The following is a 22,054-nucleotide window of genomic DNA, read 5'->3' on the forward strand; positions in this document are numbered from 1 at the left end:
TTCACTCCGTTCTCTGTTTTAAAGCAATGTGGTCGTCAGAAGGGCAGATCATCATCTGACAAGTCGATTTCCCCGCTGCCATTGAAGGGGTCCTGGTCGAACCCTTTTCTTGTCGACGGCGCCTTATCGTCCTTCGGTGGCGGTGCATTGTCACGTCCTCCGTCCCCTTTCGAGCTCAGGAAGCGCACACTGTCAGCGACGACCTCGGCACGGTAACGCTTCTGTCCGTCCTGCCCTTCATAGCTGCTGATTTGGAGCCGGCCGTCGACGCCGGCCATGCTCCCTTTCGATAGATACTTCGATACGTTCTCCGCCTGTTTGCGCCAGACGACACAATCGATGAAGTCCGCCTCTCGCTTCCCGTCCTGTCCACTGAACGGACGGTCGCAGGCGAGCGTGAAGCGCGTCACAGCGATGCCTGACTGCGTGTAACGTTGTTCCGGATCGCGTACTAACCTGCCTACCAATACAACTCGGTTGATCATTGAATCCCTACTTTCTTCGAAGGGATGTCTCCCTCGTATTTTTCGTCACCTTCACGGTAGAATGTCTCGTGCTTCGGCACGACCCAGACCCAGTCGTACTTCGGGTTGAATCCTTTCGGGTTGAGCAGGAGCTCATACTCGACGCAGTTCTCAAGCTCGTACTCACGGATACGGTCCTTGACGAGCTGATAATTGCCGTTCGTGCGTTCGAGGTACAACCAGATGATGCCGTCATCCCGGCGGACCGAGTGCGTGCCTTTCATGCCTGACTGATACAGCTGGCTTTTGAGCCGGTCATTGTTAATACGGATGCGGTGACGGCTCATCTTCGGTAAGGATTCATGCTTACGTCGCAGGTTCTGTGATCTCATCCTCCCCGTCCTCCAATCGATTAATCTGACGCTGGATGCCATTGACCATCCCGTCGACTTGCTTCTGGGCAACGGTCAATGAGTAGAAGACTCTGCGTTTCCCGCCTTTGAGCGCGATGGCCTTGAGCTCCTGTTGGATGTCGTCAAGGTCGGCCGCGAGCTCGACGAGCCGATTGACGTCGTCGTAATGCTGTTCGAGTTGTTCAGGTTCGTGTGTCTGCATGGCGATTCTCCTCTCGATTTCGATTTGGCTTACATGCTGGATGCGCGGAACAAATCATCATCCCGTCGTTTCAGGTGATGCGCGACGGTATCGAGCGTCTTCGTCAGTGATTCGAGGACCGTGACGTCGATGACCTCGGCGCGCACTTCTTTTTCCAGCCGTTTGATGACGGCCTGCTCGAGCGTGTCGAGCGTGGTGGATTCGGTCTGTGCGTTCATTCAGCGTTCACCTCCCTCGATGGCCTGACGTAGTTCAGCGGGATGCACTTATCCAAATCATCATGGAGCATGTTATAAGTTGTGGCAGTGGTCGCAAGTGCATTGACCGTGTCGGTTAGGATGATTGCATTCACGACCCTCATCGTCTCGCTATCAAACTTAACGGCGCGCCAGTCACTACGTCTCTTGAACTTCCCGATCCACTTGTCCGGATGCTTGAGTAGTTGCTCGCGAACATTGAATACCCGTCTGATGTACCATGTGGCATCAAGTGCGACCGAGACAGGAAGTTGTCCGAAGTCGGCATACGGCTTCCCTACCTTCTGCTCCGAGAAGATGCCGTTTTTATCGAAGAAATAGCGCGTCCCACGTGAATTGAAAATCTCTAACCCGTTTGCGATGCGAATCAACGCCTCGCGACCGTCGATTGGTTCGTATAGCGTCGGGTCCAATTGCGACTCCCGTCTTTCCATCACTCGCTCGCCCCTTCCTCGATTTCCTCGTCGATGTAATGTAGCGCCCCGTAGAAAACGGAGCTCATGACGAACGCGACGGCCGGGATGACCCAATATTCGAAGCGTGCGTTCATCGTGGCCATGAGCCATAGGCCCGACCCGAGCGCTGTCAGAAGGAGCCCGTATCGGATGTGGTCCAGTTTCTGTTGTAGATGCATGTTGCCCTCTCCTTTTCAACTCGCGCCGCCCGTGCTACACTTAAAGTGTTCAGGTTTATGTGTAGCTGTGTTTCCCGTTTGGGCGACACGGCTTTTTTGTGTCTTTCGATGGTCAGTGACGGTTGGCGAACGCCCACTCGTCGAGGTCCTTGACGTGATAGAGCTTGATGGTCGACAGCTCCGGTTGAATATATGGGATGCTGTCCTTGATGGCCATCCGGTCGAGCGACGCCGGGCTGATGCTCAGATAGGCGGCGGCTTCTCTCCGGTTGAGGTACTTTTTTTCATGTGAGTAGACCTTGTCGACGGCGATCTGCGCGGAACGCTGCAGCATCCGTTCGAGCTGGTCGACCGTCAGCGTGACGACCTGTACTTGCGTTTGTTGCATGGTGGTCCTCCTTTCGATGTAACCCTAACGAAAAGTTAGTCTTGACGACCTAAGTTATTCTTAGACCCAACATTCATAGAACTGCTATGCGCAAACCTGTAGAAGGTACGGCGTTTCGCCGTAACATCGATTCCAAACGGTGTCGATGTTACCGACATCCTTTCCAACGAGTACGGATGACGACCTACATTCCGATGGTATGAGTTGAACTCACCCCATTTAGATGGTGTGGTTTGAAACCACATCATCGATGGCCTCATTAGTAATGACCCCATCTTTTAAAGAATTGTTCACGATTCGAAGTCCAGTTCGAGTTGGTCATTCAATTTGCTGATGGTCATGCGATTTTCAGTGTTCGGTGTCCATTCTCGAATAAACATTTTTGCTTCTTGGAGTTTGACCCGAGGCAAGTCGCCTTTACGGGCAATCTCGAAGTAGTCTTTGAACTCTTTCCAAAACTGCGAGTAGACTGTCTGGCGAAGTGACGCGTCCTTGTAAGCTCGTGCCTTCTTGCCGCCGAGCGATTTGGTGACCCGTTGATTCGCTAGGTTCGAGAACATTTGCTCATCATTCGTCGAGAGACGCATCTCGCCTTTGAGAAATTTGACGTCATTCTTTATACCTTGCGTCTCTTCTAAGAGGTCAGCTTGCGAGCGGAACAGCATGGCGAGCGATTGTTCCGGGCTGACTTGCTGTGCCTGTTCCATTTGGTTGAAGTGTTTCACGTAAAATGCCGTGAATAGGATTCCCTTCTCGCCGGTCAGTTTGTTGGCAATCATCTCGCAACCGAGTTTCGTGAGAAGATAGCAGCGGTAACTCTTTCCGGTACCGGCTTGATAAGATGACTCGATGTAGTAATCATCAGAACGCAGATTTGCGTTTTGACTCATCGCCTTAACGTGAGTATCAATATCACGAACTAGATCGCTATGACGTTTGTCCATCATCTCCGCGATATCGCGACTATCGATTGCTTGCTGTTGTTCTTTGACTCGTCCCGCGACTTGCATTGCTTGGAACATCGGTGTTTTAAATTCGTTCACTGCTTGTCACTCCTGTCTGATTCATCTTTAAAACGGGTATATTTAATTGATAAACGTTGTTTCCTAAATGGTAATCCTTAATCAAAAAAATAATCGATTGGTTTTTTGTACAATTTTGACAACATCATTAAATACTCCGCTTTAACTCCTCTCGATCCAGTTTCAAAACGAGAAATTGTCGCAGCTGCTTTGAAGCCTGTCTGTTGAGCGACTTCTACAAGTGTTAAATTGGCTTCTTCGCGAGCTAATCGGAGTTTTGATAAATTAATTTTTGTTTCGCTCACATCTGTTCACCTCCTGTTTTTATTACCACTTAGGTAACTTATGACTTAATATTAATTTCCTTTCCGGTAATTGTCAACACTTTGTTTCCTTTTTGGTAATTTTATTTTTTTGCTTTTCCATTTTGGTAAAAGTGATAGAATTGAGAGGAGAATATATATGGAGATGATGATGTTGGATAATGTTTTTCGAGGTGATAGATTAAAGGCTTTGCGTAATAAGAGAGATTTACTGCAGCAGGATATTGCTGACGAACTCGGTATAACAAAAGCTACACTTTCTCGTTTTGAAACTGGAGCTAGGCAACCCGACGCTAACATGCTCGTTAGGTTGGCGAATTATTTTAATTGCTCAGTAGATTATTTACTCGGTAGAATCGATGATCCAGACATGACGCTTGAGGAATATATCAATAAGAGATCGGAAGAAGAGGATATTATCGGCCTTCATTTTTCGAATGACGAACTAAAGAACCTTAGCAAGGAAAAAATTGATTCCATCATTGATTTCGTTAATTACCAAATTGAATCAGAAAAGAAAAAGCGATGATGCCATCAACAGGCGTCATCGCTTTAATGTTTTATCTTTATTTTCCAATGCGTCTTTTTGGGGAATCTCATCGAGCCGATAGAAGATGATCTTTCCAAGTTCGATATCTTTCTTGCCCACCAGTTTAACGAGTCCAGTTTTCGTGCTCAAATAACAACTCATGCCATTGTTGTCAGCCAAAGAAACCCCTCCATCTACGAACGACCGTTCATGTATTTATTTTCCTTGCAAAGATACCACCATCGAAAGACCTAGTCAAGAAAAAATAACTTTATATCATAAAACAAAAGTATTGAAACGTCAACAGAAAAATACTTTTATAATTCAATATTCGTCATGGCCGTCCAAATTAAGAACGCTTGTTCCTGTTTATGTACTCAGTATGAGCCCAACACAAAATATTTTCAACCATTTTCCTCATTGAGACAATCTGAGATGTTCGACAAAGTCCCAAAAATAGCATATTTTTGTCGAACGATTCTCAATTGAAATTTATGTATATATAAGGGTAAACAGTATTTTAATTGGTATAATTTTTAGGAGGTTTTACCAGTATGAAGACGATTTTTAAAATTGTGATCGGGATCTTGATCGCGGTGACACTACTCGGCATCGGCGCCGTTGCTTGCACAGGTGCTTTCATCAACGAGGTCGACAAAGAGATGACGAAGACGACTGAAGAAGCGAAGACTGACGAGTCGAAGCCAGGTCTCGCGGAATACGAGCAAGTCGAGACTGGCATGACAATCGAAGAAGTCAACGCGATCCTCGGCGAGCCGACAGACAACACGGTGTCAGAGTCAGACGGTCTCAAGATGGAAATGGTGTCTTATGATGCACGCGGCGACCTAGGTGCCAACATCCTCGTCACATTCACGAACGGCGCTGTCGATTCGAAGACACAAACTGGCGTTGCTGAATAAGTAATTTACTAGAAGGGTTGAATTGACACCCTTCTATTTTTTATATTCACTTCACTGAAAGGGAGATGCAATCATGGGTTGGTGGCAAGATATCATGAACGCCCGGCAGAACCGGGAGGAAGTCGAGCGTTTGACGAAAGAGATTGAACGGATTGAGCTGACAAAGGAAGAGGTACGTTATATCGACCTCAAGAAAGAAATCGAAAACATCGAGAAACATAACGAGGTTAAACAAGAGCAGCTCCGCGCTGAACTGGACATGTTCAAGAAAAGCATCGAGAAAGAACGTGCGTCACTTGAAAAGGAAGTCGAGACACTATAACGCACACGTGATCAGCTCGGTCTGAGCATCAATGCTTATGAAGGGCGATTGTCCGCACTCGAGCACGGCCTCTTCTCCCCGCCTCGCTACCTGACGGACGACGACACGTCCGAGATATTGAAGGCGAAGCTGGACGCGGTGCGCTCGAAGCAGAAGGAATTGATCAAGGAGAAACGGGCGACGACACATCCGGCCGGTTATACGGTAGACGGGGACAAGAAGAAAGGCAAAGAGTTCGTGAACGACACGATCAAGCTGATTTTACGGGCGTTCAATAACGAGTGCGACGTCATCATCGCCGGCGTGAAGCATACGAACCACGATCGGTCGATCGACAAGATTGCGAAGAGCTTCAAGCAATTGAACTCGCTAACCGATATGCAGTCTGTCTTCATGACGGACGAGTACCTCAGACTAAAACTTCAAGAACTTCAAATCATGCATAAGTACCGCGTGAAGAAGCAGGAAGAGAAGGAAGAGCAGCAGGCCATCAAAGAGCAGATGCGTGAAGAGGCTCGTGTCTTGAAAGAAATCGAGGAAGCTCGGAAGAAGGTCGAGAAAGAAGAAACTCACTTCAAAGCCGCCCTACTCGCTGCACGCACCAAAATCGAGAACGCGAGCGAGTCCGAACGCACGGCACTCGAAGCGAAGATCGCTGAGCTCGAGGCCAAGCTAAAAGAAGTCGAGGAGATTAAAGGCGACATCGAGAACCGTGAGCGCAACACGCGTGCCGGTTATGTCTATGTCATCTCGAATATCGGGTCATTCGGGGAACATGTCTACAAGATTGGCATGACGCGTCGTCTCGAGCCGTTCGACCGTATCCGTGAGCTCGGGAGCGCATCGGTTCCGTTCACGTTCGACATCCATGCCATGATTTTCTCAGAGGATGCACCTAACCTCGAGAACAAGCTGCACAAACGTTTCGCCGACCGTCGCGTGAACCAGGTCAACTTCCGCAAGGAGTTCTTCAAGGTCAACATCGATGAGGTCGCCGACGTCATTAAGCAGGAATTCGACCAGACGCTTGAGATCACGAAGTTGGCGCAAGCCGAGGAATATAATAGAACGCTTCAAATTTTGTCAGAGAGCGAGGCTGCAGTATCAAATTAAAAAAACGTCCAACCCTCTTGCTGCATAGAGGGTGGACGTTTTTTACTCTTACTCGTCAGACTCGGGCTCGAGCTCGCTCACCGGAATGAACCACGCTCTCTTGCCGTATGTCTTCGCATAAATCTTTTGTTGGGTGCGAGGGTCAATTCTCCAGGCACGGAATACCCCGTAGCAACCGAACTTTTCACTATAAACTAATTTTGTCATAAATATCATTTCCCTTCTGTAACAAGATTTATCTTGTAGAAGGGCCGATTATTTTGTTATCATATTTAAGTACAGCAACCGGGAAGTTATGTACATTGAACATGATGCAGCAAACAAAATGATGTATCTTAGTTCGTCGGCCCTCTACAAGGGCTATTTTTTTTACCCATTTTTCTCCCTCACTTTCGAACGTTGTTATATCGCTTGATGGCCACTTGCTTCGAAACGTTAAATGTTGTTGCGATTTCTTCCACTGATAAATTACCGATGAGATGGCTAGGAGCCAAAAACTCTCCAGCAAATTCATTGGCTTGCCATTCGGGGTTTTCAAACACTTTTAAATCCGGTAGTTTCCCGCCAATCCTGGCCAATTTTTTTACATCATGATGTAAAAAAAGATGACCGATTTCATGCGCTATCGTAAAGCGATGCCTTACGTATCCTTTAGCAGCTTCAACATACACGTCTTCCCGAATGATAATTTTGCAAAGGTCGGGCAGACAGATAGCATACTCCTCCATCTCGTCCACCTCAACCACTTCATACTCAAAATCATCTCCAAAAACTTTAACCAAGTCATGCTCAAGCACGCGGACAATATCCAACCGTGCTAAGTCACTATATCCAAGTGCTTGTCTGAGGATATACGCAAACATTCTGAGGTCTTTTCTGGATCTTGGCTTTGTTTTATAGTGTGAGTGACTCATCATTACCTCCAACGTTGATGACTTATTCTAAGATGTCGAACATCATTTTTAATTGCTCTTCGGAGATGTCCCCCGATTTTCTAGCCAATGCTTTTAAGAGCTTTTGACTGTTTTCGCCGGTATGTTCAAGCGCGAAGATGATCATCTTCTCGGATTCAATAATCGCCTCTTGAAGTTCCCAACTTTGCTCGGGATTCAAATCGTACTCTTTCGAAATGATAGTCTCCCATTCTCCTGGGACACTTCTTTTTCCGTTCTCGACCGCCGATAGATATGAAACGGTGACATTAAGTTTGGAAGCCATGTCTTTCAAGATTTCATTGCGATCAATACGAAGCTTGCGACAAAACTTTCCGAATGGAGTAAGCACAACGTTACCTCCTTATAGTTAACCGAATTTAAATAAATACATTTTTGATTTGTAGGCGTCGTGAGATACTTCTTAATCCTAATATACACAATTAATATCAACAATTCAACTATTTTGTTGAATTAAAATCATATTTTTAATTTTATTCCTTCTAAACTACATTAATCATTCATTTTCGCATAATATTACAACGAGAGGAGTGAACCGTGTGGCGAACATCAAAAAGAACGAGAAGACCGGTAAATGGGAGGTGCGGCTCTCCCTCGGTTTCAATGAGGAAGGTAAGCGCGTGCAGCGCTATTTCTCCGACGAGCGAAAGAAGACCGTCGAGTATTGGGTCGCCGACCAGATCCGGGCTCAGAAGGAAGGTGAGTTCGTCAAGGTACGTCCGAAAGGAAGTGTCGGCGAGGTGCTCGATGACTGGCTCGAGTTTTACATCAAGACGACGATGGCCAAGACGACGTACCACTCGTACACCAGCTTCGTCGAGAACGTGCCGGGCTGGTTCAAACGTCTGAACATGGACAACGTGAAACCGCAACACTGCCTCCGCCTGCTCCGTGAATACCTCGACGCCGGCCTACAGCCGAACACCGTCAACATTCGCCGGAGCGTCTATGTCGGCTTCTTCTCCTGGGCCCGCCGTCTGGACTATTACAAGGGCGACAACCCGATGGCTGCCGTCGAGAAGCTGTCGGAGGGATTGAAGGAATACAAGACGCTCACGCCAGATGAGCTGAGACGTTACCTCGAGACAGCGGATGAGACGATGGCGAACGGTTATCGTACAGCGGTCCACCTGATCGCCTATACCGGCATGCGTGCCCGCGAGGCGACGTCCCTCCGTTGGTCCGACATCGACTTCGATCGCAAACAGATCACGATCGCCCGTACCGCCATCGAGACGAAGGGCGGCTATTCGTTCGAGCAGACCAAGGGGAAGAAGGTGCGGGTCGTCACCATCCCCGACCAGTTGATCCGCTTCCTCGAGAAGTCCCGGCTTCGTCAGAAGTATGACATGGTCAAGTTCGGATGGCGCAACGATGAGGACCTTGTCTGCCTCGGCATCAAGGGCGCCTATGTCTGGTACTCGGGGTTGCGACGACGTCATAACCTGACCGTCAAAACGGCCGAGATTCCTGAGATCACGATGCGTGAGTTAAGACATACCCATGCGACGCTGCTTATCAAGGCCGGTGTCCATGCGAAGGTCATCCAAGAACGTTTGGGGCACGCCGATGCCAAGACGACGATGGATATCTACGCTCACGTATTGCACACTACTCAGGGAGATACTGCAGAGCTCTTTTCCAACATGATTGAGGACGTAAAAAAACCGCTCTAGGGAGCGGTTTTCGTGTGTTTGCGGCAGAAAAAAATAAAAAGTGTGCAATTAGTGTGCAATGGGTGATTACTTACCCTCTGCAAACGGCTCTGTTGAGCGTCTTTTCGGACGTAAACCATAATACTGGTAGTACTGCGTCTCGATATTGCCGTTATACAGCTTACGACGCTTCGTCGCCGGGCGGCCGTAGGCTTTCTCGAAGTCCTCGTAACTCGTCAACATATAGACGCTATAACCCGGATATTTGGCATATTGCTGCCCAATCCGCTCGTACAGCTCGATGATTTCGTCTTCCGTCTGCAACCGCTCACCGTAAGGCGGGTTGCCGATGATGATCCCGTAATCCTCGGTCGGCTTGAGCGCCGCCGCATCGGTGTGGACGAACGTGATCGCGTCACGGACGTCGGCGAGGTCGGCGTTGTCTTTGGCGAGTTTGACCATGCGCGGGTCGAGGTCGATGCCGTAAATCTTGAGCGGCTTGTCCCACTCAGCTTTTTCGTTCGCTTCATTGATTGCCTCGTACCAAGCTTTCTTCGGTACACATGGCCAATCTTGCGAACAGAATTCACGGTTTAATCCCGGTGCGATATTGCGACCGATGAGTGCGGCCTCGATCGCGAGCGTACCAGAGCCTGTGAACACGTCATAGAACGGCATGTCCGGCTTCCAGTTCGTCAGCTTGATCATCGCTGCGGCCATCGTCTCTTTGAGCGGTGCCTGCGAATGAAGCTCGCGGTAGCCGCGACGATGGAGCGCGTCACCCGACGTGTCGATCGTGATCGTCGCCACGTCTTTCAAGAGCGCAACTTCAATTGGATAGATCGCACCCGTCTTCGGAAGCCATTCATCCGGTTTGTTGTATCCGCGTTGCATCGCATCGACGATCGCTTTCTCGGTGATTTTTTGGCAGTCGCGGATCGAGAACAGTTGCGACTTGACCGAACGTCCGTCGACGGTGAAACGGGCGTCCCACGGCATCAGCTCCGTCCAAGGCAAGTCGACGACACCGTCGAATAGTTCCGTGAACGTCGTCGCCTTGAACTCGGCGACGACGAGTTTGACGCGGTCGGCCGTTCTGAGCCAAATGTTCAAACGGGGAATATCCTCCATCTCGGCGTCGATGTAGACGCGTCCATTCTCGATTTCACACGTGTAACCGAGGTCACGTACTTCTTTAGCGACGAGCGCTTCGATGCCCATCGCTGCAGTTGCGATCAGTTTTCGTTTTGCCATATGATCCCTACTTTCCTAATTCGTAATTGTTAAGCGTAAAATGGTCAAGTAAAAAGGAGCTCAAGTAAGATTGCTTGAACTCCTTGTCAATGTAAGTTGAGACTATGCTGCCCTGTAAGCCATGTTCTGTACTCCGGTGCTCGTAGCGGTTTCCCTGGCACGATGGAGTGACAATCATCTATCTGCGCCGCTTGGCGCCTTCCGTCCCGTTCGATTCCAGTCAGGAAGTTCCCCTACCATAGTTTGGGTTTCTCGCTCGTGGGGTTTACCTCGTTCCACTCTGAACGTTTCCGAACAGACTCCGTCACTGTGGCACTTTCAAGAAGCTTGCACCGTATCCGAAGACTTAGGTGCTTCTTCTGCCGTCAACTTGCGTTGCCTACACTTATCTTTTCGTGTAGCACGATCACTACAGCCATCACAGGCTGTGCGAGCATGGACTTTCCTCAAGACTTGCGTCCCGCGATTGTCCAGACTTCATAGTCACTTAATCATTGTAGCGGATATTGCCAAATATGACAACTAAGAAACCGAACTTGATTTTCATTGGCGTCAGCGCTAAAATAAGGCGTGTTCCATTGAACAAGGAGGGATTTTGATGCGTCAAGATGCAAAGAAAGGTTGGATCCAACGACTGACCTATGTGATCGAGATCGATGACATTAAAGCGCTCCACCCGAACAACGGCGTATTCGCCTTCTACCGTAAAAATCGACTCGTCCGAGGATTTGAGCCGTTTGACATTAAAGGACCGAATGAATTGTCTAAACGCGCTTATCACTTCGATCACCATAACTTGGCCCATTTACAGGAACGTTTTCCTGAATCGATTCCTTTATTCGACGCGTCGAAACAGACGCGACGCGTTTGGAGCGACGCCGTTCGCGTCGGTCTATGTGAAATCATCATCGACGGGAAGCTAAGTTTTGAACACATCGACGACAACGGCAACGTCTTAGAAGCGAATATCCGCTGGAGCGGTGAAGCTATCACAATCGATTAACGAATTAAAAACGCCCGCATCTTTCGACTCGTCTGTCGGAGATGCGGGCGTTTTTTTATATCGCTTCAGTCGTGTCCGTCGTTTCTTCGACGACAGGTAATGCCGGGGCATACTTCGTCGAGACGACTTTTTCGGAGATGTCGGTCGGTTTCAAGAGGACGGTAAGGCCTTCGGCGGTACTTTTACGGACCGGAAACGTTCCCGGTATATGCAGTGCCTCATAGACGACTTGATTGTCTTTATCGAGCACGGTGACGGTCCCTTTGCGCGTCGTCGTCAGTTCGAACGTCTGCGCATCGGCCACTTTGATCGCCACGGACGGTTTGACCGGGTTCACGTACGTGAATGAACGACTGGCTGAACGTTTAAATTTCCCGTCCGTCACGACCGCGGTTAGACGGTACTGCCCGCTCGGGAGCCAGTCCCCACCGGCGAACATGGTAAAAGCCGGATTGTTTGCGGTCAACGTCTTCACTTTGCGCGTTCCCTGATAGAGGTAATAAGACGTCTTCAAGTTCGGTTTGTTCGAAAGAGCCAGCTTCGCCTCCGTCACATAACGGTTCCGTAGCGTCGCTGGTGACGTGATCGTGACCGGACGCGGCGTCGCGTCAAGCAACCGCTTCGTGTTCAGTTCGGTGTACGTCTTCCCGCTGACGCGAGGCATTTTTTGAAGCAGTCCTTCGATCTCAGCCGGTGTCAAATACGGATTGACCGACTTGACGAGCGCAAGCCCAGACGAGACCATCGGCGCCGCCATCGATGTCCCATCCATGTAGATAAAACTGTTCTTGACGCCGAGCGATAAAATGTTCACGCCCGGTGCGACGATTTTCACTTGGCTATCCATGTTGCTAAACGAGGCGACACGGCGATTCGCATCGACCGCTCCGACGGCGATGACTTCTTTCATATTGGCGGGGAAAGAAGTCTTCGCGCCGTCATTTCCAGACGAGGCGACGATGACGACACCTTTCGCCCGGGCCCGGCGGATCGAGTCGGCGAGCACTTTATCGTAATCCTGTCCCCCGAGTGACAAATTGATGATGTTCGCACCTTTGGCAACGGCCGTGTCGACGGCTTTGGCGACCGTCCACGAATCCGTGAACTCTGAGTTCTTCCCGTAGAAGACGTTATAGAAATGATAGCGGACGTTCGGTGCGAGACCGGCCATCCCAAATTTATTGTGCAGTCCCGACATGATTCCGGCCGTGTGCGTGCCGTGATAGTCGACACTGTATGGCCCTTTAATCGAATTGACGACTCGTGGTACGTTATAGAGCTCTTTATGGCTCCGGTCTGCAGATGAATCGATCAAGGCGACGACAATGTCTGACGCCCCACGGGTCGTGTTCCACGCTAAATCGGTACCGGTCTGCTTGATGTAATATTGGTTCCCGACCCGCGGCTCTGTCACAACGTACCCATGCTTCTCTAACAACACCGGCTTAGACGCCCCGGCAGTCGAAGGCACGAGTAACGTCAAAGCCGTCAGTAGAAGAATTTTTTTCATCGCCTTACGCTCCATTCCAAACTTCCTAAGATTTACCCATCATCTCAAATTTCACGACGGATTTCCCTTTTTTCTTAAAAAAAGGTTGTGACATTTTTCTGACGGTTTACCAGTAGTCCGGCTCATCAGGATGTTCCATCTCAAAATCGATAATTTTACCGATCGTCAAGTACGTATAATACCGGGCCAACTCCGTCCGGTAAGGGTCCGGTGTAAAACCTTCTAAATCTTCACCGAGCGGCGAACCGTCAATCGTTTCGAACTGTTGACAGAAGAATGACTCCGTCTCTTTATTCCAGACGATATTGTCACCGATATAGCCACTTCCAAAGCGGATATAGTCGATGATCGAAGGGACGATCACTTCAGCCGGGAGCCGTTCACTCATCCGTCCGACCAATTCATAGCGATCCCGGTCCGCATAATCAGCTTGTTCAAGCGACGTACATTTCAACACTTCTTTATTGATCTCGATCAACACGACATAATCCCCAGACTCAATCGACAGCTTCATCTCTTCACCTCATCTCAATCTCCACTGATCCGTCTATGTTAACAACTATTCGGAATAAAATGCCGAAATCCTGTATACCTGTACAAATTTTCCAACGGCTCGATTCGCACAACATGATGAAATCTGTTTTTGTTATACTAAGGATATGAATCAAGAGAGGAAGTGCACTATGGCCAAACGCCCTTTGACCCCTCGTGAAAGCGAATTGATCGCCACCGCCCTGTTTGTCGTCGGTAGCGTCCCTTACGCCGGACATATCGACCGGCTCGAATCGCTGACACTTCGCGACATCGCAGACGACTACTTGTCCGGAAAACGTCCTGCCGCGGACGCCGTCGAGGCGCTCGACCAGTACATTTTCGTACGCCGCCATCGCTTTAAAAATGTTACGCCTCATAACCTATGGACGCTCGACGACCGGACCGAGCAGGAAGCGCTCCGTTATATCGTCAGACGTCCGGAATTGAAGAAAGGGGAGACGTTAAACAAGCAAAACTCGCCGTTCACGATCGGACAAGATGTCGAATTCAAAGTCGACAAACAACTCGACCGCGGGCAATTCCGCATCTATATCGGGAAATTGAACGGGTACACGATCAAAGCCCAGTCGAAAGAAAAAGACAAGCTTAAATCCGTCAAAGGCTGGATCACCCATCTCGACCGCAAAGACCGGCTCGTTTTCGTCAATATTTCCGAGTTCGGGCGCGAACCGATTGACGCCGACATGTTGGTCCAGTTCGAGGCGATGAGCGCGGGACTGCTCGGCTGGTTCGATACGGCCACCCTGCCGACCGAAGACGAAGCGAAGACGGCCAAACAAATGATCGCCACGCTACAACGACGCGACCAGCCGTATTGGTTCACACTGACCCAAGCGTTGAACCATCCTCGACCTGAACATGTGAAACGCTGGAATACGGTCGTCAACTTGCTCGTCAAAGCAAGCGCCGGTGACGCGGCCGCCGTCGAGACGCTCGAAGTCAAAGAAGACAAATACTTTAAAGACGCCTTTTTACGGGCGCTGCGATCACTTCACGCCGAGTTGACGAAACCGACGTGACCGTGTCTTGACAGGTGGCTTCGGATTACCCGAGGTCACCTGTTTTCACCGTGGTCGCCATATGGAAAGGAAGAGGGATATGCACGTATTGATCGTAGAAGACGACCCGGCCATCTTGCGCCTCATTGAAGGGACGCTGCGGCAGGCCGGACATCACGTGTCGGTCGCCATGGACGGACACGCGGCCGAGCAATTGTTTTTATCGAACCCGGCCGACGCCGCCGTCATCGACATCATGTTGCCCGGGATGGACGGGCGACAGTTGTGTCATCGCTTGAAGGAGCTCGTGGACATCCCCGTCATTTTGCTGACGGCGCTCGGGGAATGGGAAGACAAACGGAGCGGGTTCGAGCATGGCGCCGATGACTACATGACAAAACCGTTCATTCCGGAAGAACTATTATTCCGGCTTCAAGCCGTGGCCAAACGGTATGAAAAAGTCGCCGCCTCATTGATCAAGGCCGGGCCGCTCACGTTAAATCTCCGGGAATATCGCCTCACCTTCAATCAAGAGACGATTCACCTGCCAAAACGCGAATTTGAGCTGTTGTACCAGCTCGCTGCCTTTCCGGGACGCGTGTTCAGTCGCGACGAGCTGATCGAGAACGTGTGGGGGTTAGAGTTTGACGGCGACGACCGGACGATCGACGTCCACATCAAACGGCTCCGTAGCCGCCTACCTGATGAGACGGTCATGATCCGAACCGTCCGGGGCATCGGCTACACGCTCGAGGTGAGGCCATGAGATCGCTCTATTCGCGAATCGTCGTGACCGTGTTCATGATTTTACTCTTGTCGGGTGCCATCGCCCTGCTCGTCAGTAACGTCGCCTATTACACGTGGTGGCAGCCATCGTATAGCGCGAAGACTGAACAGATGGCAAGTTCCGCGCGCGGCTACTTTGACAATCATACCGATCAGGACGAGACCGCATTTTATTCGTTGCTCGCTCAAAGCGGCTACCAACTGTTCGTCGTCAAACCTGACGATCGCATCATGCGTTACGGTGGAACGTTCCGAGACGAGACGATCGATGACGAAACGATCGATGCGGTCCGCTCGGGCATCGCCTATGAAGGGATGCGCGATTACCCGTTCCACTTGTTTTTGCTCGGTCTGTTCGATAACGAGGTCATCAATACGTACGGCTTCAACGTCGCAGGGGCTGACGGGGATGATGCCGTCTTCCTACGTCCGGACTTGAGTGCCCAAATTCGTGAGCTTCATCTGTTCGTCGGACTATTTTTCGCCGTTCTGACCGCTTCGGCCTTCATCTTGATCGCCTTGGCGACCACGCTGCTCGTCCGGCCGCTTAAGATCCTCACGGCTGCGACGAGCTCTGTCGCCTCCGGAGAGCGCCCGAGCTCGCTCCCGCTCAATCGTCATGATGAGATCGGTACGCTCGCACGTCGTTTCGCCCTCATGGTCGATTCACTCGAAAAGTCAGAAGGTGAACGGCGACGGTTCGTCTCGAACGTATCGCACGAATTTCAATCACCGCTCACTTCGCTCACAGGCTACGCGAGTATTCTGGCCGATCAGTCGACAGGCGAGGCGAAAGAATATGCGACGATCATCCGGAATGAGACGGAACGTCTGTCAGGGTTGACCAAACAGCTGTTGATGCTCGCCCGTCTAGATGAGGCCAACGTGTCTCTCCAGACCGAGGTCTCGATTAGCCGCTCCATCGAAGACGTGATTCGCATGCACGCGTTCGAACTCGATCAAAAAGGAGTCGCCGTCACGACGGATCTCGATGCGTCGCTCGTCGTCACGGGCGACCCCGTCTTGTTGTCGCAAGTTTGGTCCAACTTGTTGTCCAATGCGATTCATGCCTCACATGAGGGCGGGATGATCACGATCCGGGCCTACGAGGAGACACGTCCGACCGTCTCGATCCAAGACGAAGGTGTCGGTATGGACGATGCGACAAAGGCTCGCTTGTTCGAACGCTTCTATAAAGCCGATCTGTCCCGGACGAGTCGCGGCACCGGACTCGGGCTCGCGATCGCGAATGACATCGTCCGCTTGCACGGCGGGGAGCTCCTCGTCACTTCAGAGCTCGGGCGTGGCAGCGTCTTTATCGTTCGATTGTAGGTTTGTTCATATTCCGTTCATGTTCGTCAGCTATGCTTCCTTCATCGACATGAAGGAGGTTTTTTTATGGAGTTAGGACTGAAAGAAATGTGGCGTCAAAAACGGAGGTTCTCGCTCATTTTTGTGATCACGCTGCTCATCGTCTTGTTGACGACGCTGATCACCGGACTCGCCGATGGGCTCGCTTATGATAACGGTGCGACCGTACGTGAACTTGATACAGACACGTTTCACTTGTCCGCTGACGCGGAAGGTCAATTGACGCGATCGTTCATCGAACAAGCGCCAACGGACGGTTTGACACCCCTTGCAGTCAAACCGCTCACGTTCGTGAACGAGACGAAAGTCGATGCGACCGTTTTCGCCTTGCCGGCCGATTCGTCGATTGGACCGTCACTTGACCTCGAAGTCGGGGAAGTGCTCGTCGACCCGAGTTTTCTTGAGACATTTGTCGTTGGAGATACGGTCGAAGATTTCACGAGTGGGTATCGCTTCACCATCGCCGGCGTGACGGATGGACGGTTCAGCCACGCCCCGGTCGTCTGGACGACGATGGAGACATGGGCCGCCTATCAACAGGCGGCCGGTGGTCCGACTTACGTATCTGCTTTACTTGGAGAAGGCGACACGTCCCTCTCCGCGTACACGAAACAAGAAATCATCGAGTCCGTTCCTGGCTATTCGGCCGAACAAGGCACGTTCGATATGATGCGCGGTTTTCTATTAGTAATCGGCGCATTCATCTTGACAGCATTCTTCTATATGGTGACGCTACAAAAGTTGCCAGAGCTCGGGATTTTAAAAGCAATCGGCATTCGGACACGTTCGATCGGCACAGCGCTCGTCAGCCAAGTGTTCGTCACCGTCGTCTTCGCGAGCGGCGTCGCGTCACTGATCACATGGCTGTCGACACGTATCGTCCCAGAAGCGATTCCATTTCAATTTGAGCTTGCGAACGTGATGCTCTTTAGCGCACTCTTCGTCCTCATCTCGCTCCTTGGGACGATCTTGCCACTACAAACACTACGCCGGCTCGACGCAGCTGACGCCTTAGGAGGTCGAATGACATGAAACTGACTGGCATTTATCACGCATATGAACAACCGATTTTGTCTGGGATCGACTTGACCGTCTCTCCTGGTGAGTGCATCGGGATCGTCGGACCGAGCGGTAGCGGGAAGAGTACGCTCCTGCAAATTCTCGGGTTATTGAAACAGCCGGATGCCGGGACACTCTATCTCGATACGGTCGATGTATTTACACTCGACGAAGAAGCGAGACGGAAGTTACGCCTCAATGAGATTGGGTTCGTCTTTCAAGACGCCCACCTCGTCCCGTATTTGACGGTCATTGAACAACTTGCACTCATTCAGGCGGAAAGTGACACAGACGGCGACGCGAAACAGCTGTTGACAGATTTCGGACTCGGCCATCGATTGAACGAGTTGCCGAATCGTCTCTCCGGCGGCGAACGGCAACGGGTCGCTGTGGCCCGCGCGCTCATCAATGACCCGTTGCTCCTGTTGGCTGATGAACCGACAGCAAGTCTCGATTATACGAACGGCCGCCTCGTTATGGAGCGTCTCGCCGCAGCGGCGCATGAACGGAACAAACGAGTGATCGTCATCACCCACGATGAGCGCATGCTTGATGTGTGCGACCGGGTGCTCCGTCTACGAGACGGTCAGCTCGAAACGCTCTAACATGCTCGTACACTACCGGCTTAATCGGGGGCGCTAGCATGGGGACACCCCGCTTCTGATCGGGGAGACCGAAGATCTTTAACTGATTATGAGAAGAGGAGCGCCGACCCGGAGGGGATGACGCTCCTCTTCTTTCAGTATCTATGGCAGCGTGTTGAAGTTTTCATCAACCGACCCGATGCCTTTCCGGATGACGGATGAGGTCAAGATGATAGGACAACCAGGCGCTGAACGTGATATGAACGGATAACGTCCGCATCACATCGATGTCAATCTGTTGAATCTTCAGAAGCCTCTCTTCGATATGGTGTGAGACGAGGAAGACGTCGGATAACGCCAGGAGCGCCCGCATCGCCTCATCTGGTTTGACGCCCGCGGTTATCGCGAGCGTATGTAGCGACAGATGAATGCTGCGAGTTGTCCCGGTCAAGTAACATTCGATCAACGCATCGAGTACAGGCGACAAATGTGTGGTCTCGTGCGTCCCCCGCTGATAGATGCTGATCCCCTCTTCGGTCACGTAATCCGTCCGCCCCATTAAACAAGCTTGAATCATCCGATACATCGCTTTACGCGTCACGTTCATCCGCCTCCTTCATTTCTGCCGTTTCAGCATAATGTCAAACGACTCACGGGGCAAATATCCTTGTTCACACTTCCATAGACAATTCGGTCACATATGCTCGGACATTAGTAACTCGAACGTGAACGAAACGATTCGTTTCGGGTACAATAATGGGGAAGGGAGCGGTTTTATATGCAGAAAAAATGGAAGTACGGTCTCGCGACTTTGTTCACAGGCTATTACGCCGTCAGTTATTACGCGTTCAAGCGGATGACTCGCGGAAAACGTAAGACGCCCGAGATGCTCTTAGCACCCTATACGAAAGAAGATCAATCCTTTTATCACGACGTGCCGTTCGAGCACGTCTCCCTCCGTTCCCGTGACGGCTACCGTCTGTATGGCCGGGTCTATCGGAACAATAATCATAAAAAGTGGATTGTTTTTGTCCACGGTTACACGGCCTCCCACAGCTTTATGGCACCGCACTTGGCGATGTTCCACCGGCTCGGCTATAACTTGCTTGCGGTCGACTTGCGCTCACACGGAGAGTCGGAAGGGGTGTACGCCTCGTACGGATACCACGAGAAACATGACATCGTCGACTGGGTCGAGTGGTTACGCGACCATGAGACGGTCGATCAAGTCGGGCTCCACGGCGTATCGATGGGCGCCGCGACGATTCTTCAGGCCGGCCCGCTCACTGATGTGGATTTTTTGATCGCCGAGTGCCCGTTCGATGACATGAGGCAACTCATGCGTCACCAATTGAACGTGCTACATCGCTTACCGGGTGACTTGTTGTTGCCCGGCATCAATTACTTCTTGTGGAGCCGGGCCCGGTTCACGATGCGGCAAGTCCGACCGAAAGTAGCGCTCGCATCAATCACTGCACCGGTGCTGTTCATCCACGGCACGAAAGACGACTTTGTCCCGACCTGGATGTCCGTCGAGATGAACGCACTCAACCGCCAGAACGCGCTCGCACTCATTCACGGCGCCGAGCATACGAATTGTATCTTAAAAGACCAACCTGCCTACGAGAACGCTGTCAGTCAGTTTTTGCGTCGGTGACGTGAATCGGCCCGGCGATCAAGTCGAGCAACGTATGGATGAGGATCAACGGCCACAACATTCCCATCGCCAAATATAAATAGCCGAACAGGAAACCGACAAGGCCCGTCGTGACAACCCCTTTCGGACCCTGGTACGCATGGGCCAGACCGAACAGCCCGCCCCCGATGATGGCGAGCGTCGCATCCGGGACGTCCGTGTATAAAGAAATCGTATACAAGAGGACGCCGCGGAATATGAACTCTTCGGTCGCCCCGGCCGTGAACGATACTGCGCCCCACGCCCTCGCTTCGTCGGTCGTGCGCGGAAGGAGCAACCGTTCAATCTCAAGCCCGTAAAATGGCCGAAGCTTTGTCCGTAACGCGGCCGACGTCTTGACGAGCAAATAGAACGCGATGAGACCTGAGATGACTATGGTCGAAAAGAAGAAATACTGCCAGGCGCGCCCGTCCCCATCCGGCGGCGCGAACCCGAGACCGACCGCTTCCGGCGGAACTTGGAACAAGAAGACGAGCGCTAGTAAGAGCAGGCTCAGCCCCCATGCCGACTTGATCGTCTCTTCATAGACACGGGTTCTCCCGAGCGCCTCGATCATCGGCTTCACGAGCCGGGCGTTGAATAGTTGTACGATCAATAAATACGCAAGAATAATCGTAAAGACGACCTGTTCAAGCATCTATATCCTCTCCTGTCCTTCCTGTTAGCTATATGCTACACTATTCGGGTATTGTCTAGAAAGCTAGGAGGCGGAATCTTGAAACGAATGATGCTGCGACTGACCGGCGTAATGCTTGTGATCGTGCTGTGCCTCGGCGCAATCGGCTGGTTTGGTCAACATGATAAAGTGAACAACGCCCTCTACCGGGCCTATTACGGTGACCACGGTATCCCGGCGGTCCACCAAGACGTCTACAAGGAAGCCGCGGCCACCTATGACGTCGATTGGCGGCTACTCGCCGCCGTCCACCGTGTCGAGACGATCTTCTCGCACAGTTCATCGATGCGCTCTTCGGTCGGCGCGATCGGACCGTTCCAATTTATGCCGCGGACGTGGCTCGGTTGGCAGTACGATACGGATGACCAAAAAGGTGATGTCCCGGAAGACGAAGTCGATTTGACCGACTTGACGCTGATTGAGCAGTACGGCGGCTTAGGCCGAGACGGGGATGATGACGGCAAGGCCGACCCTCATAGTTTGGTCGACTCGGCCCATGCCGCCGCTTACTATTTGAGCGAGCACGGCGGGCAGACGACTGATTCAGTCGACTCGATTCAAAACGCCATCTTTGAATACAACCGGAGTGACCAGTACGTGTCAGACGTCATGTCCTTTTATGAGCAGTATCAGGACGAGCTGTCGTTACTGCCTGGTGACGCGACGACGACGACGCAGCAGGTCGCCCGGTATACGATCCGGTATCTCGATTGGTTCGCAGGCTGGGCATGACCCGGCACTACTTGGTTAAAGTGAGGAAACAACATGAACACGCATATCGAGGAAGTGACGATTCGAGTCAAATCGATATTTAACGAAGACAAGACAAAGCGTTACATGCGAACGTATGAATTCACCGACGTCGTCGATGGGGTGATTTGTGCCGTCATCATCTATTCTCCGCGGATGAGCGATGCATTTTTATCTGGTACGACGACTCAACGCGCCTACATGCTCATGCGGAACCATTTGGACAAACCGATCCGCGAGATGCGCGTCATCAGTCTCGTCCCGACGCTCGCCATCAATGACAACCTACCCTACGTCGAGTCTCAACTCGACGAAGTGAACTTTCATTACGTGGAAGAGACGCTCGACGAGGTCGAGACGAGCGGCGGCATGATCATCGTCGGTTGGGGTTCGCCTGGGCGCCTCATGCACCATTCCACACTGTACAAGACGTTATTCGCCGAGCACGAGGCGAGCATGTATTGTATCGGTACGACGTCAAAAGGCGAACCGCAACAAATTCGCATGGCCAATGAAAATACGGTACTCGAAGCGTTCAATAACGAATCGATCAAACCGAAATTTAAGATCTTGAAAGAGACAAAACAGGACGACTCGAAATGAGTCGTCCTGTT

At 51.2% G+C, this 22,054-nt stretch carries 32 protein-coding genes and 1 other RNA gene; 14 read left to right on the forward strand and 19 right to left on the reverse strand.

Going from position 1 to position 22,054, the window contains the following annotated elements; genetic code table 11:
* Nucleotides 1-35: 35 nt before the first annotated feature.
* The 9 genes from ssb to KNP77_RS15995 all read right to left on the reverse strand — a co-directional run bounded on the left by ssb (nt 36) and on the right by KNP77_RS15995 (nt 3,685).
* On the reverse strand, nt 36-485 hold the full coding sequence (gene ssb, locus KNP77_RS07290) for a single-stranded DNA-binding protein (RefSeq protein ID WP_214889774.1): 450 nt from the start codon (nt 483-485) through the stop codon (nt 36-38).
* Entirely contained in the window at nt 482-856 is a 375-nt protein-coding gene (locus KNP77_RS07295) for a hypothetical protein (protein ID WP_214889777.1), read from the reverse strand. Before KNP77_RS07295 ends, ssb begins: the two co-directional genes overlap by 4 nt.
* Nucleotides 831-1,079, reverse strand: a complete 249-nt coding sequence (locus KNP77_RS07300; protein ID WP_214889780.1) for a hypothetical protein — start codon at nt 1,077-1,079, stop codon at nt 831-833. Before KNP77_RS07300 ends, KNP77_RS07295 begins: the two co-directional genes overlap by 26 nt.
* A 29-nt stretch (nt 1,080-1,108) precedes the next feature.
* Nucleotides 1,109-1,297: a hypothetical protein gene (locus tag KNP77_RS07305; protein ID WP_214889783.1), complete on the reverse strand. Its 189-nt coding sequence runs from the start codon at nt 1,295-1,297 to the stop codon at nt 1,109-1,111.
* On the reverse strand, nt 1,294-1,770 hold the full coding sequence (locus KNP77_RS07310; RefSeq protein ID WP_214889786.1) for a hypothetical protein: 477 nt from the start codon (nt 1,768-1,770) through the stop codon (nt 1,294-1,296). Before KNP77_RS07310 ends, KNP77_RS07305 begins: the two co-directional genes overlap by 4 nt.
* The gene (locus KNP77_RS07315; RefSeq protein ID WP_214889789.1) at nt 1,770-1,970 is read right to left on the reverse strand and encodes a hypothetical protein; all 201 of its coding nucleotides are present in this window, start codon (nt 1,968-1,970) and stop codon (nt 1,770-1,772) included. The genes KNP77_RS07310 and KNP77_RS07315 overlap by 1 nt, the downstream gene beginning before the upstream one ends.
* 112 nt (nt 1,971-2,082) lie before the next feature.
* On the reverse strand, nt 2,083-2,358 hold the full coding sequence (locus KNP77_RS07320) for a hypothetical protein (RefSeq protein ID WP_214889792.1): 276 nt from the start codon (nt 2,356-2,358) through the stop codon (nt 2,083-2,085).
* A 290-nt stretch (nt 2,359-2,648) separates the two neighbouring features.
* Entirely contained in the window at nt 2,649-3,401 is a 753-nt protein-coding gene (locus tag KNP77_RS07325; RefSeq protein WP_214889795.1) for a Rha family transcriptional regulator, read from the reverse strand.
* A gap of 77 nt (nt 3,402-3,478) precedes the next feature.
* Nucleotides 3,479-3,685 carry a helix-turn-helix domain-containing protein gene (locus KNP77_RS15995; protein ID WP_214889798.1) on the reverse strand — a complete coding sequence of 69 codons (207 nt, stop codon included), beginning with the start codon at nt 3,683-3,685 and terminating at the stop codon, nt 3,479-3,481.
* Between the two features lie 157 nt (nt 3,686-3,842).
* Between KNP77_RS15995 and KNP77_RS07335 the strand changes: the two genes are divergently transcribed.
* The gene (locus KNP77_RS07335) at nt 3,843-4,232 is read left to right on the forward strand and encodes a helix-turn-helix domain-containing protein (protein WP_214889801.1); all 390 of its coding nucleotides are present in this window, start codon (nt 3,843-3,845) and stop codon (nt 4,230-4,232) included.
* 15 nt (nt 4,233-4,247) lie between these two features.
* Here KNP77_RS07335 and KNP77_RS07340 read toward each other — a convergent pair whose 3' ends face one another.
* The gene (locus KNP77_RS07340) at nt 4,248-4,412 is read right to left on the reverse strand and encodes a hypothetical protein (protein ID WP_214889804.1); all 165 of its coding nucleotides are present in this window, start codon (nt 4,410-4,412) and stop codon (nt 4,248-4,250) included.
* 374 nt (nt 4,413-4,786) lie between these two features.
* On the opposite strand from KNP77_RS07340, the gene KNP77_RS07345 reads away from it, so the two are divergent.
* The 3 genes from KNP77_RS07345 to KNP77_RS07355 all read left to right on the forward strand — a co-directional run bounded on the left by KNP77_RS07345 (nt 4,787) and on the right by KNP77_RS07355 (nt 6,590).
* On the forward strand, nt 4,787-5,155 hold the full coding sequence (locus tag KNP77_RS07345) for a DUF3862 domain-containing protein (protein ID WP_214889806.1): 369 nt from the start codon (nt 4,787-4,789) through the stop codon (nt 5,153-5,155).
* A 73-nt stretch (nt 5,156-5,228) separates the two neighbouring features.
* Nucleotides 5,229-5,477: a hypothetical protein gene (locus KNP77_RS07350; protein WP_214889809.1), complete on the forward strand. Its 249-nt coding sequence runs from the start codon at nt 5,229-5,231 to the stop codon at nt 5,475-5,477.
* Between the two features lie 117 nt (nt 5,478-5,594).
* Nucleotides 5,595-6,590 carry an SNIPE associated domain-containing protein gene (locus tag KNP77_RS07355; protein WP_214889812.1) on the forward strand — a complete coding sequence of 332 codons (996 nt, stop codon included), beginning with the start codon at nt 5,595-5,597 and terminating at the stop codon, nt 6,588-6,590.
* A gap of 48 nt (nt 6,591-6,638) precedes the next feature.
* Here KNP77_RS07355 and KNP77_RS07360 read toward each other — a convergent pair whose 3' ends face one another.
* The 3 genes from KNP77_RS07360 to KNP77_RS07370 form a co-directional block, all read right to left on the reverse strand.
* On the reverse strand, nt 6,639-6,797 hold the full coding sequence (locus tag KNP77_RS07360) for a hypothetical protein (RefSeq protein WP_214889814.1): 159 nt from the start codon (nt 6,795-6,797) through the stop codon (nt 6,639-6,641).
* 179 nt (nt 6,798-6,976) lie between these two features.
* Complete coding sequence (locus KNP77_RS07365; RefSeq protein ID WP_214889816.1) at nt 6,977-7,504, reverse strand: ImmA/IrrE family metallo-endopeptidase; 528 nt, start codon at nt 7,502-7,504, stop codon at nt 6,977-6,979.
* Nucleotides 7,505-7,526: 22 nt separating this feature from the next.
* Nucleotides 7,527-7,874: a helix-turn-helix domain-containing protein gene (locus KNP77_RS07370; protein ID WP_214889818.1), complete on the reverse strand. Its 348-nt coding sequence runs from the start codon at nt 7,872-7,874 to the stop codon at nt 7,527-7,529.
* A 208-nt stretch (nt 7,875-8,082) separates the two neighbouring features.
* Between KNP77_RS07370 and KNP77_RS16140 the strand changes: the two genes are divergently transcribed.
* Complete coding sequence (locus KNP77_RS16140) at nt 8,083-9,219, forward strand: tyrosine-type recombinase/integrase (protein ID WP_214889820.1); 1,137 nt, start codon at nt 8,083-8,085, stop codon at nt 9,217-9,219.
* A gap of 66 nt (nt 9,220-9,285) precedes the next feature.
* On the opposite strand, the gene KNP77_RS07380 is transcribed toward KNP77_RS16140, so the two are convergent.
* Complete coding sequence (locus tag KNP77_RS07380) at nt 9,286-10,452, reverse strand: THUMP domain-containing class I SAM-dependent RNA methyltransferase (protein WP_214889822.1); 1,167 nt, start codon at nt 10,450-10,452, stop codon at nt 9,286-9,288.
* A 110-nt stretch (nt 10,453-10,562) separates the two neighbouring features.
* An RNA gene (rnpB, locus tag KNP77_RS07385) (RNase P RNA component class B) lies at nt 10,563-10,930 on the reverse strand.
* 120 nt (nt 10,931-11,050) lie between these two features.
* Between rnpB and KNP77_RS07390 the strand changes: the two genes are divergently transcribed.
* Entirely contained in the window at nt 11,051-11,455 is a 405-nt protein-coding gene (locus KNP77_RS07390) for a hypothetical protein (protein ID WP_070327210.1), read from the forward strand.
* A 55-nt stretch (nt 11,456-11,510) separates the two neighbouring features.
* On the opposite strand, the gene KNP77_RS07395 is transcribed toward KNP77_RS07390, so the two are convergent.
* Together KNP77_RS07395 and KNP77_RS07400 are read right to left on the reverse strand one after the other, a co-directional pair.
* Nucleotides 11,511-12,965, reverse strand: a complete 1,455-nt coding sequence (locus KNP77_RS07395) for a S8 family peptidase (protein WP_236633378.1) — start codon at nt 12,963-12,965, stop codon at nt 11,511-11,513.
* Nucleotides 12,966-13,071: 106 nt separating this feature from the next.
* On the reverse strand, nt 13,072-13,479 hold the full coding sequence (locus KNP77_RS07400) for a hypothetical protein (protein WP_131440802.1): 408 nt from the start codon (nt 13,477-13,479) through the stop codon (nt 13,072-13,074).
* A 169-nt stretch (nt 13,480-13,648) separates the two neighbouring features.
* Here KNP77_RS07400 and KNP77_RS07405 point away from each other — a divergent pair, with 169 nt between their 5' ends.
* The 5 genes from KNP77_RS07405 to KNP77_RS07425 all read left to right on the forward strand — a co-directional run bounded on the left by KNP77_RS07405 (nt 13,649) and on the right by KNP77_RS07425 (nt 18,339).
* Nucleotides 13,649-14,539, forward strand: a complete 891-nt coding sequence (locus KNP77_RS07405; protein ID WP_131489710.1) for a hypothetical protein — start codon at nt 13,649-13,651, stop codon at nt 14,537-14,539.
* 79 nt (nt 14,540-14,618) lie between these two features.
* A complete protein-coding gene (locus tag KNP77_RS07410) occupies nt 14,619-15,284 on the forward strand; it encodes a response regulator transcription factor (RefSeq protein ID WP_214889825.1) in 666 nt (221 codons plus the stop codon).
* Entirely contained in the window at nt 15,281-16,636 is a 1,356-nt protein-coding gene (locus KNP77_RS07415; RefSeq protein ID WP_131507131.1) for a sensor histidine kinase, read from the forward strand. The genes KNP77_RS07410 and KNP77_RS07415 overlap by 4 nt, the downstream gene beginning before the upstream one ends.
* A 66-nt stretch (nt 16,637-16,702) precedes the next feature.
* Nucleotides 16,703-17,707, forward strand: a complete 1,005-nt coding sequence (locus tag KNP77_RS07420; protein WP_131463560.1) for an ABC transporter permease — start codon at nt 16,703-16,705, stop codon at nt 17,705-17,707.
* Nucleotides 17,704-18,339, forward strand: coding sequence for an ABC transporter ATP-binding protein (locus tag KNP77_RS07425; RefSeq protein WP_131504734.1), 636 nt, complete (start codon nt 17,704-17,706; stop codon nt 18,337-18,339). The genes KNP77_RS07420 and KNP77_RS07425 overlap by 4 nt, the downstream gene beginning before the upstream one ends.
* Before the next feature lie 166 nt (nt 18,340-18,505).
* Here KNP77_RS07425 and KNP77_RS07430 read toward each other — a convergent pair whose 3' ends face one another.
* A complete protein-coding gene (locus KNP77_RS07430; protein WP_131489707.1) occupies nt 18,506-18,919 on the reverse strand; it encodes a hypothetical protein in 414 nt (137 codons plus the stop codon).
* A gap of 177 nt (nt 18,920-19,096) precedes the next feature.
* Here KNP77_RS07430 and KNP77_RS07435 point away from each other — a divergent pair, with 177 nt between their 5' ends.
* Nucleotides 19,097-19,975 (forward strand): alpha/beta hydrolase, encoded by an 879-nt coding sequence (locus tag KNP77_RS07435; protein ID WP_070327201.1) that lies wholly within the window; start codon nt 19,097-19,099, stop codon nt 19,973-19,975.
* On the opposite strand, the gene KNP77_RS07440 is transcribed toward KNP77_RS07435, so the two are convergent.
* Nucleotides 19,953-20,651, reverse strand: coding sequence for a CPBP family intramembrane glutamic endopeptidase (locus tag KNP77_RS07440; RefSeq protein ID WP_131458005.1), 699 nt, complete (start codon nt 20,649-20,651; stop codon nt 19,953-19,955). The genes KNP77_RS07435 and KNP77_RS07440 overlap by 23 nt on opposite strands.
* A gap of 87 nt (nt 20,652-20,738) precedes the next feature.
* Between KNP77_RS07440 and KNP77_RS07445 the strand changes: the two genes are divergently transcribed.
* Together KNP77_RS07445 and KNP77_RS07450 are read left to right on the forward strand one after the other, a co-directional pair.
* Nucleotides 20,739-21,422 (forward strand): lysozyme family protein, encoded by a 684-nt coding sequence (locus KNP77_RS07445; RefSeq protein ID WP_236633385.1) that lies wholly within the window; start codon nt 20,739-20,741, stop codon nt 21,420-21,422.
* Nucleotides 21,423-21,455: 33 nt separating this feature from the next.
* Nucleotides 21,456-22,043: a DUF1643 domain-containing protein gene (locus tag KNP77_RS07450; RefSeq protein ID WP_131463566.1), complete on the forward strand. Its 588-nt coding sequence runs from the start codon at nt 21,456-21,458 to the stop codon at nt 22,041-22,043.
* Nucleotides 22,044-22,054 lie beyond the last annotated feature (11 nt).

This window comes from Exiguobacterium sp. s142 (genome assembly GCF_018618455.1).
Classification (GTDB): Bacteria; Bacillota; Bacilli; order Exiguobacteriales; family Exiguobacteriaceae; genus Exiguobacterium; species Exiguobacterium aurantiacum_A.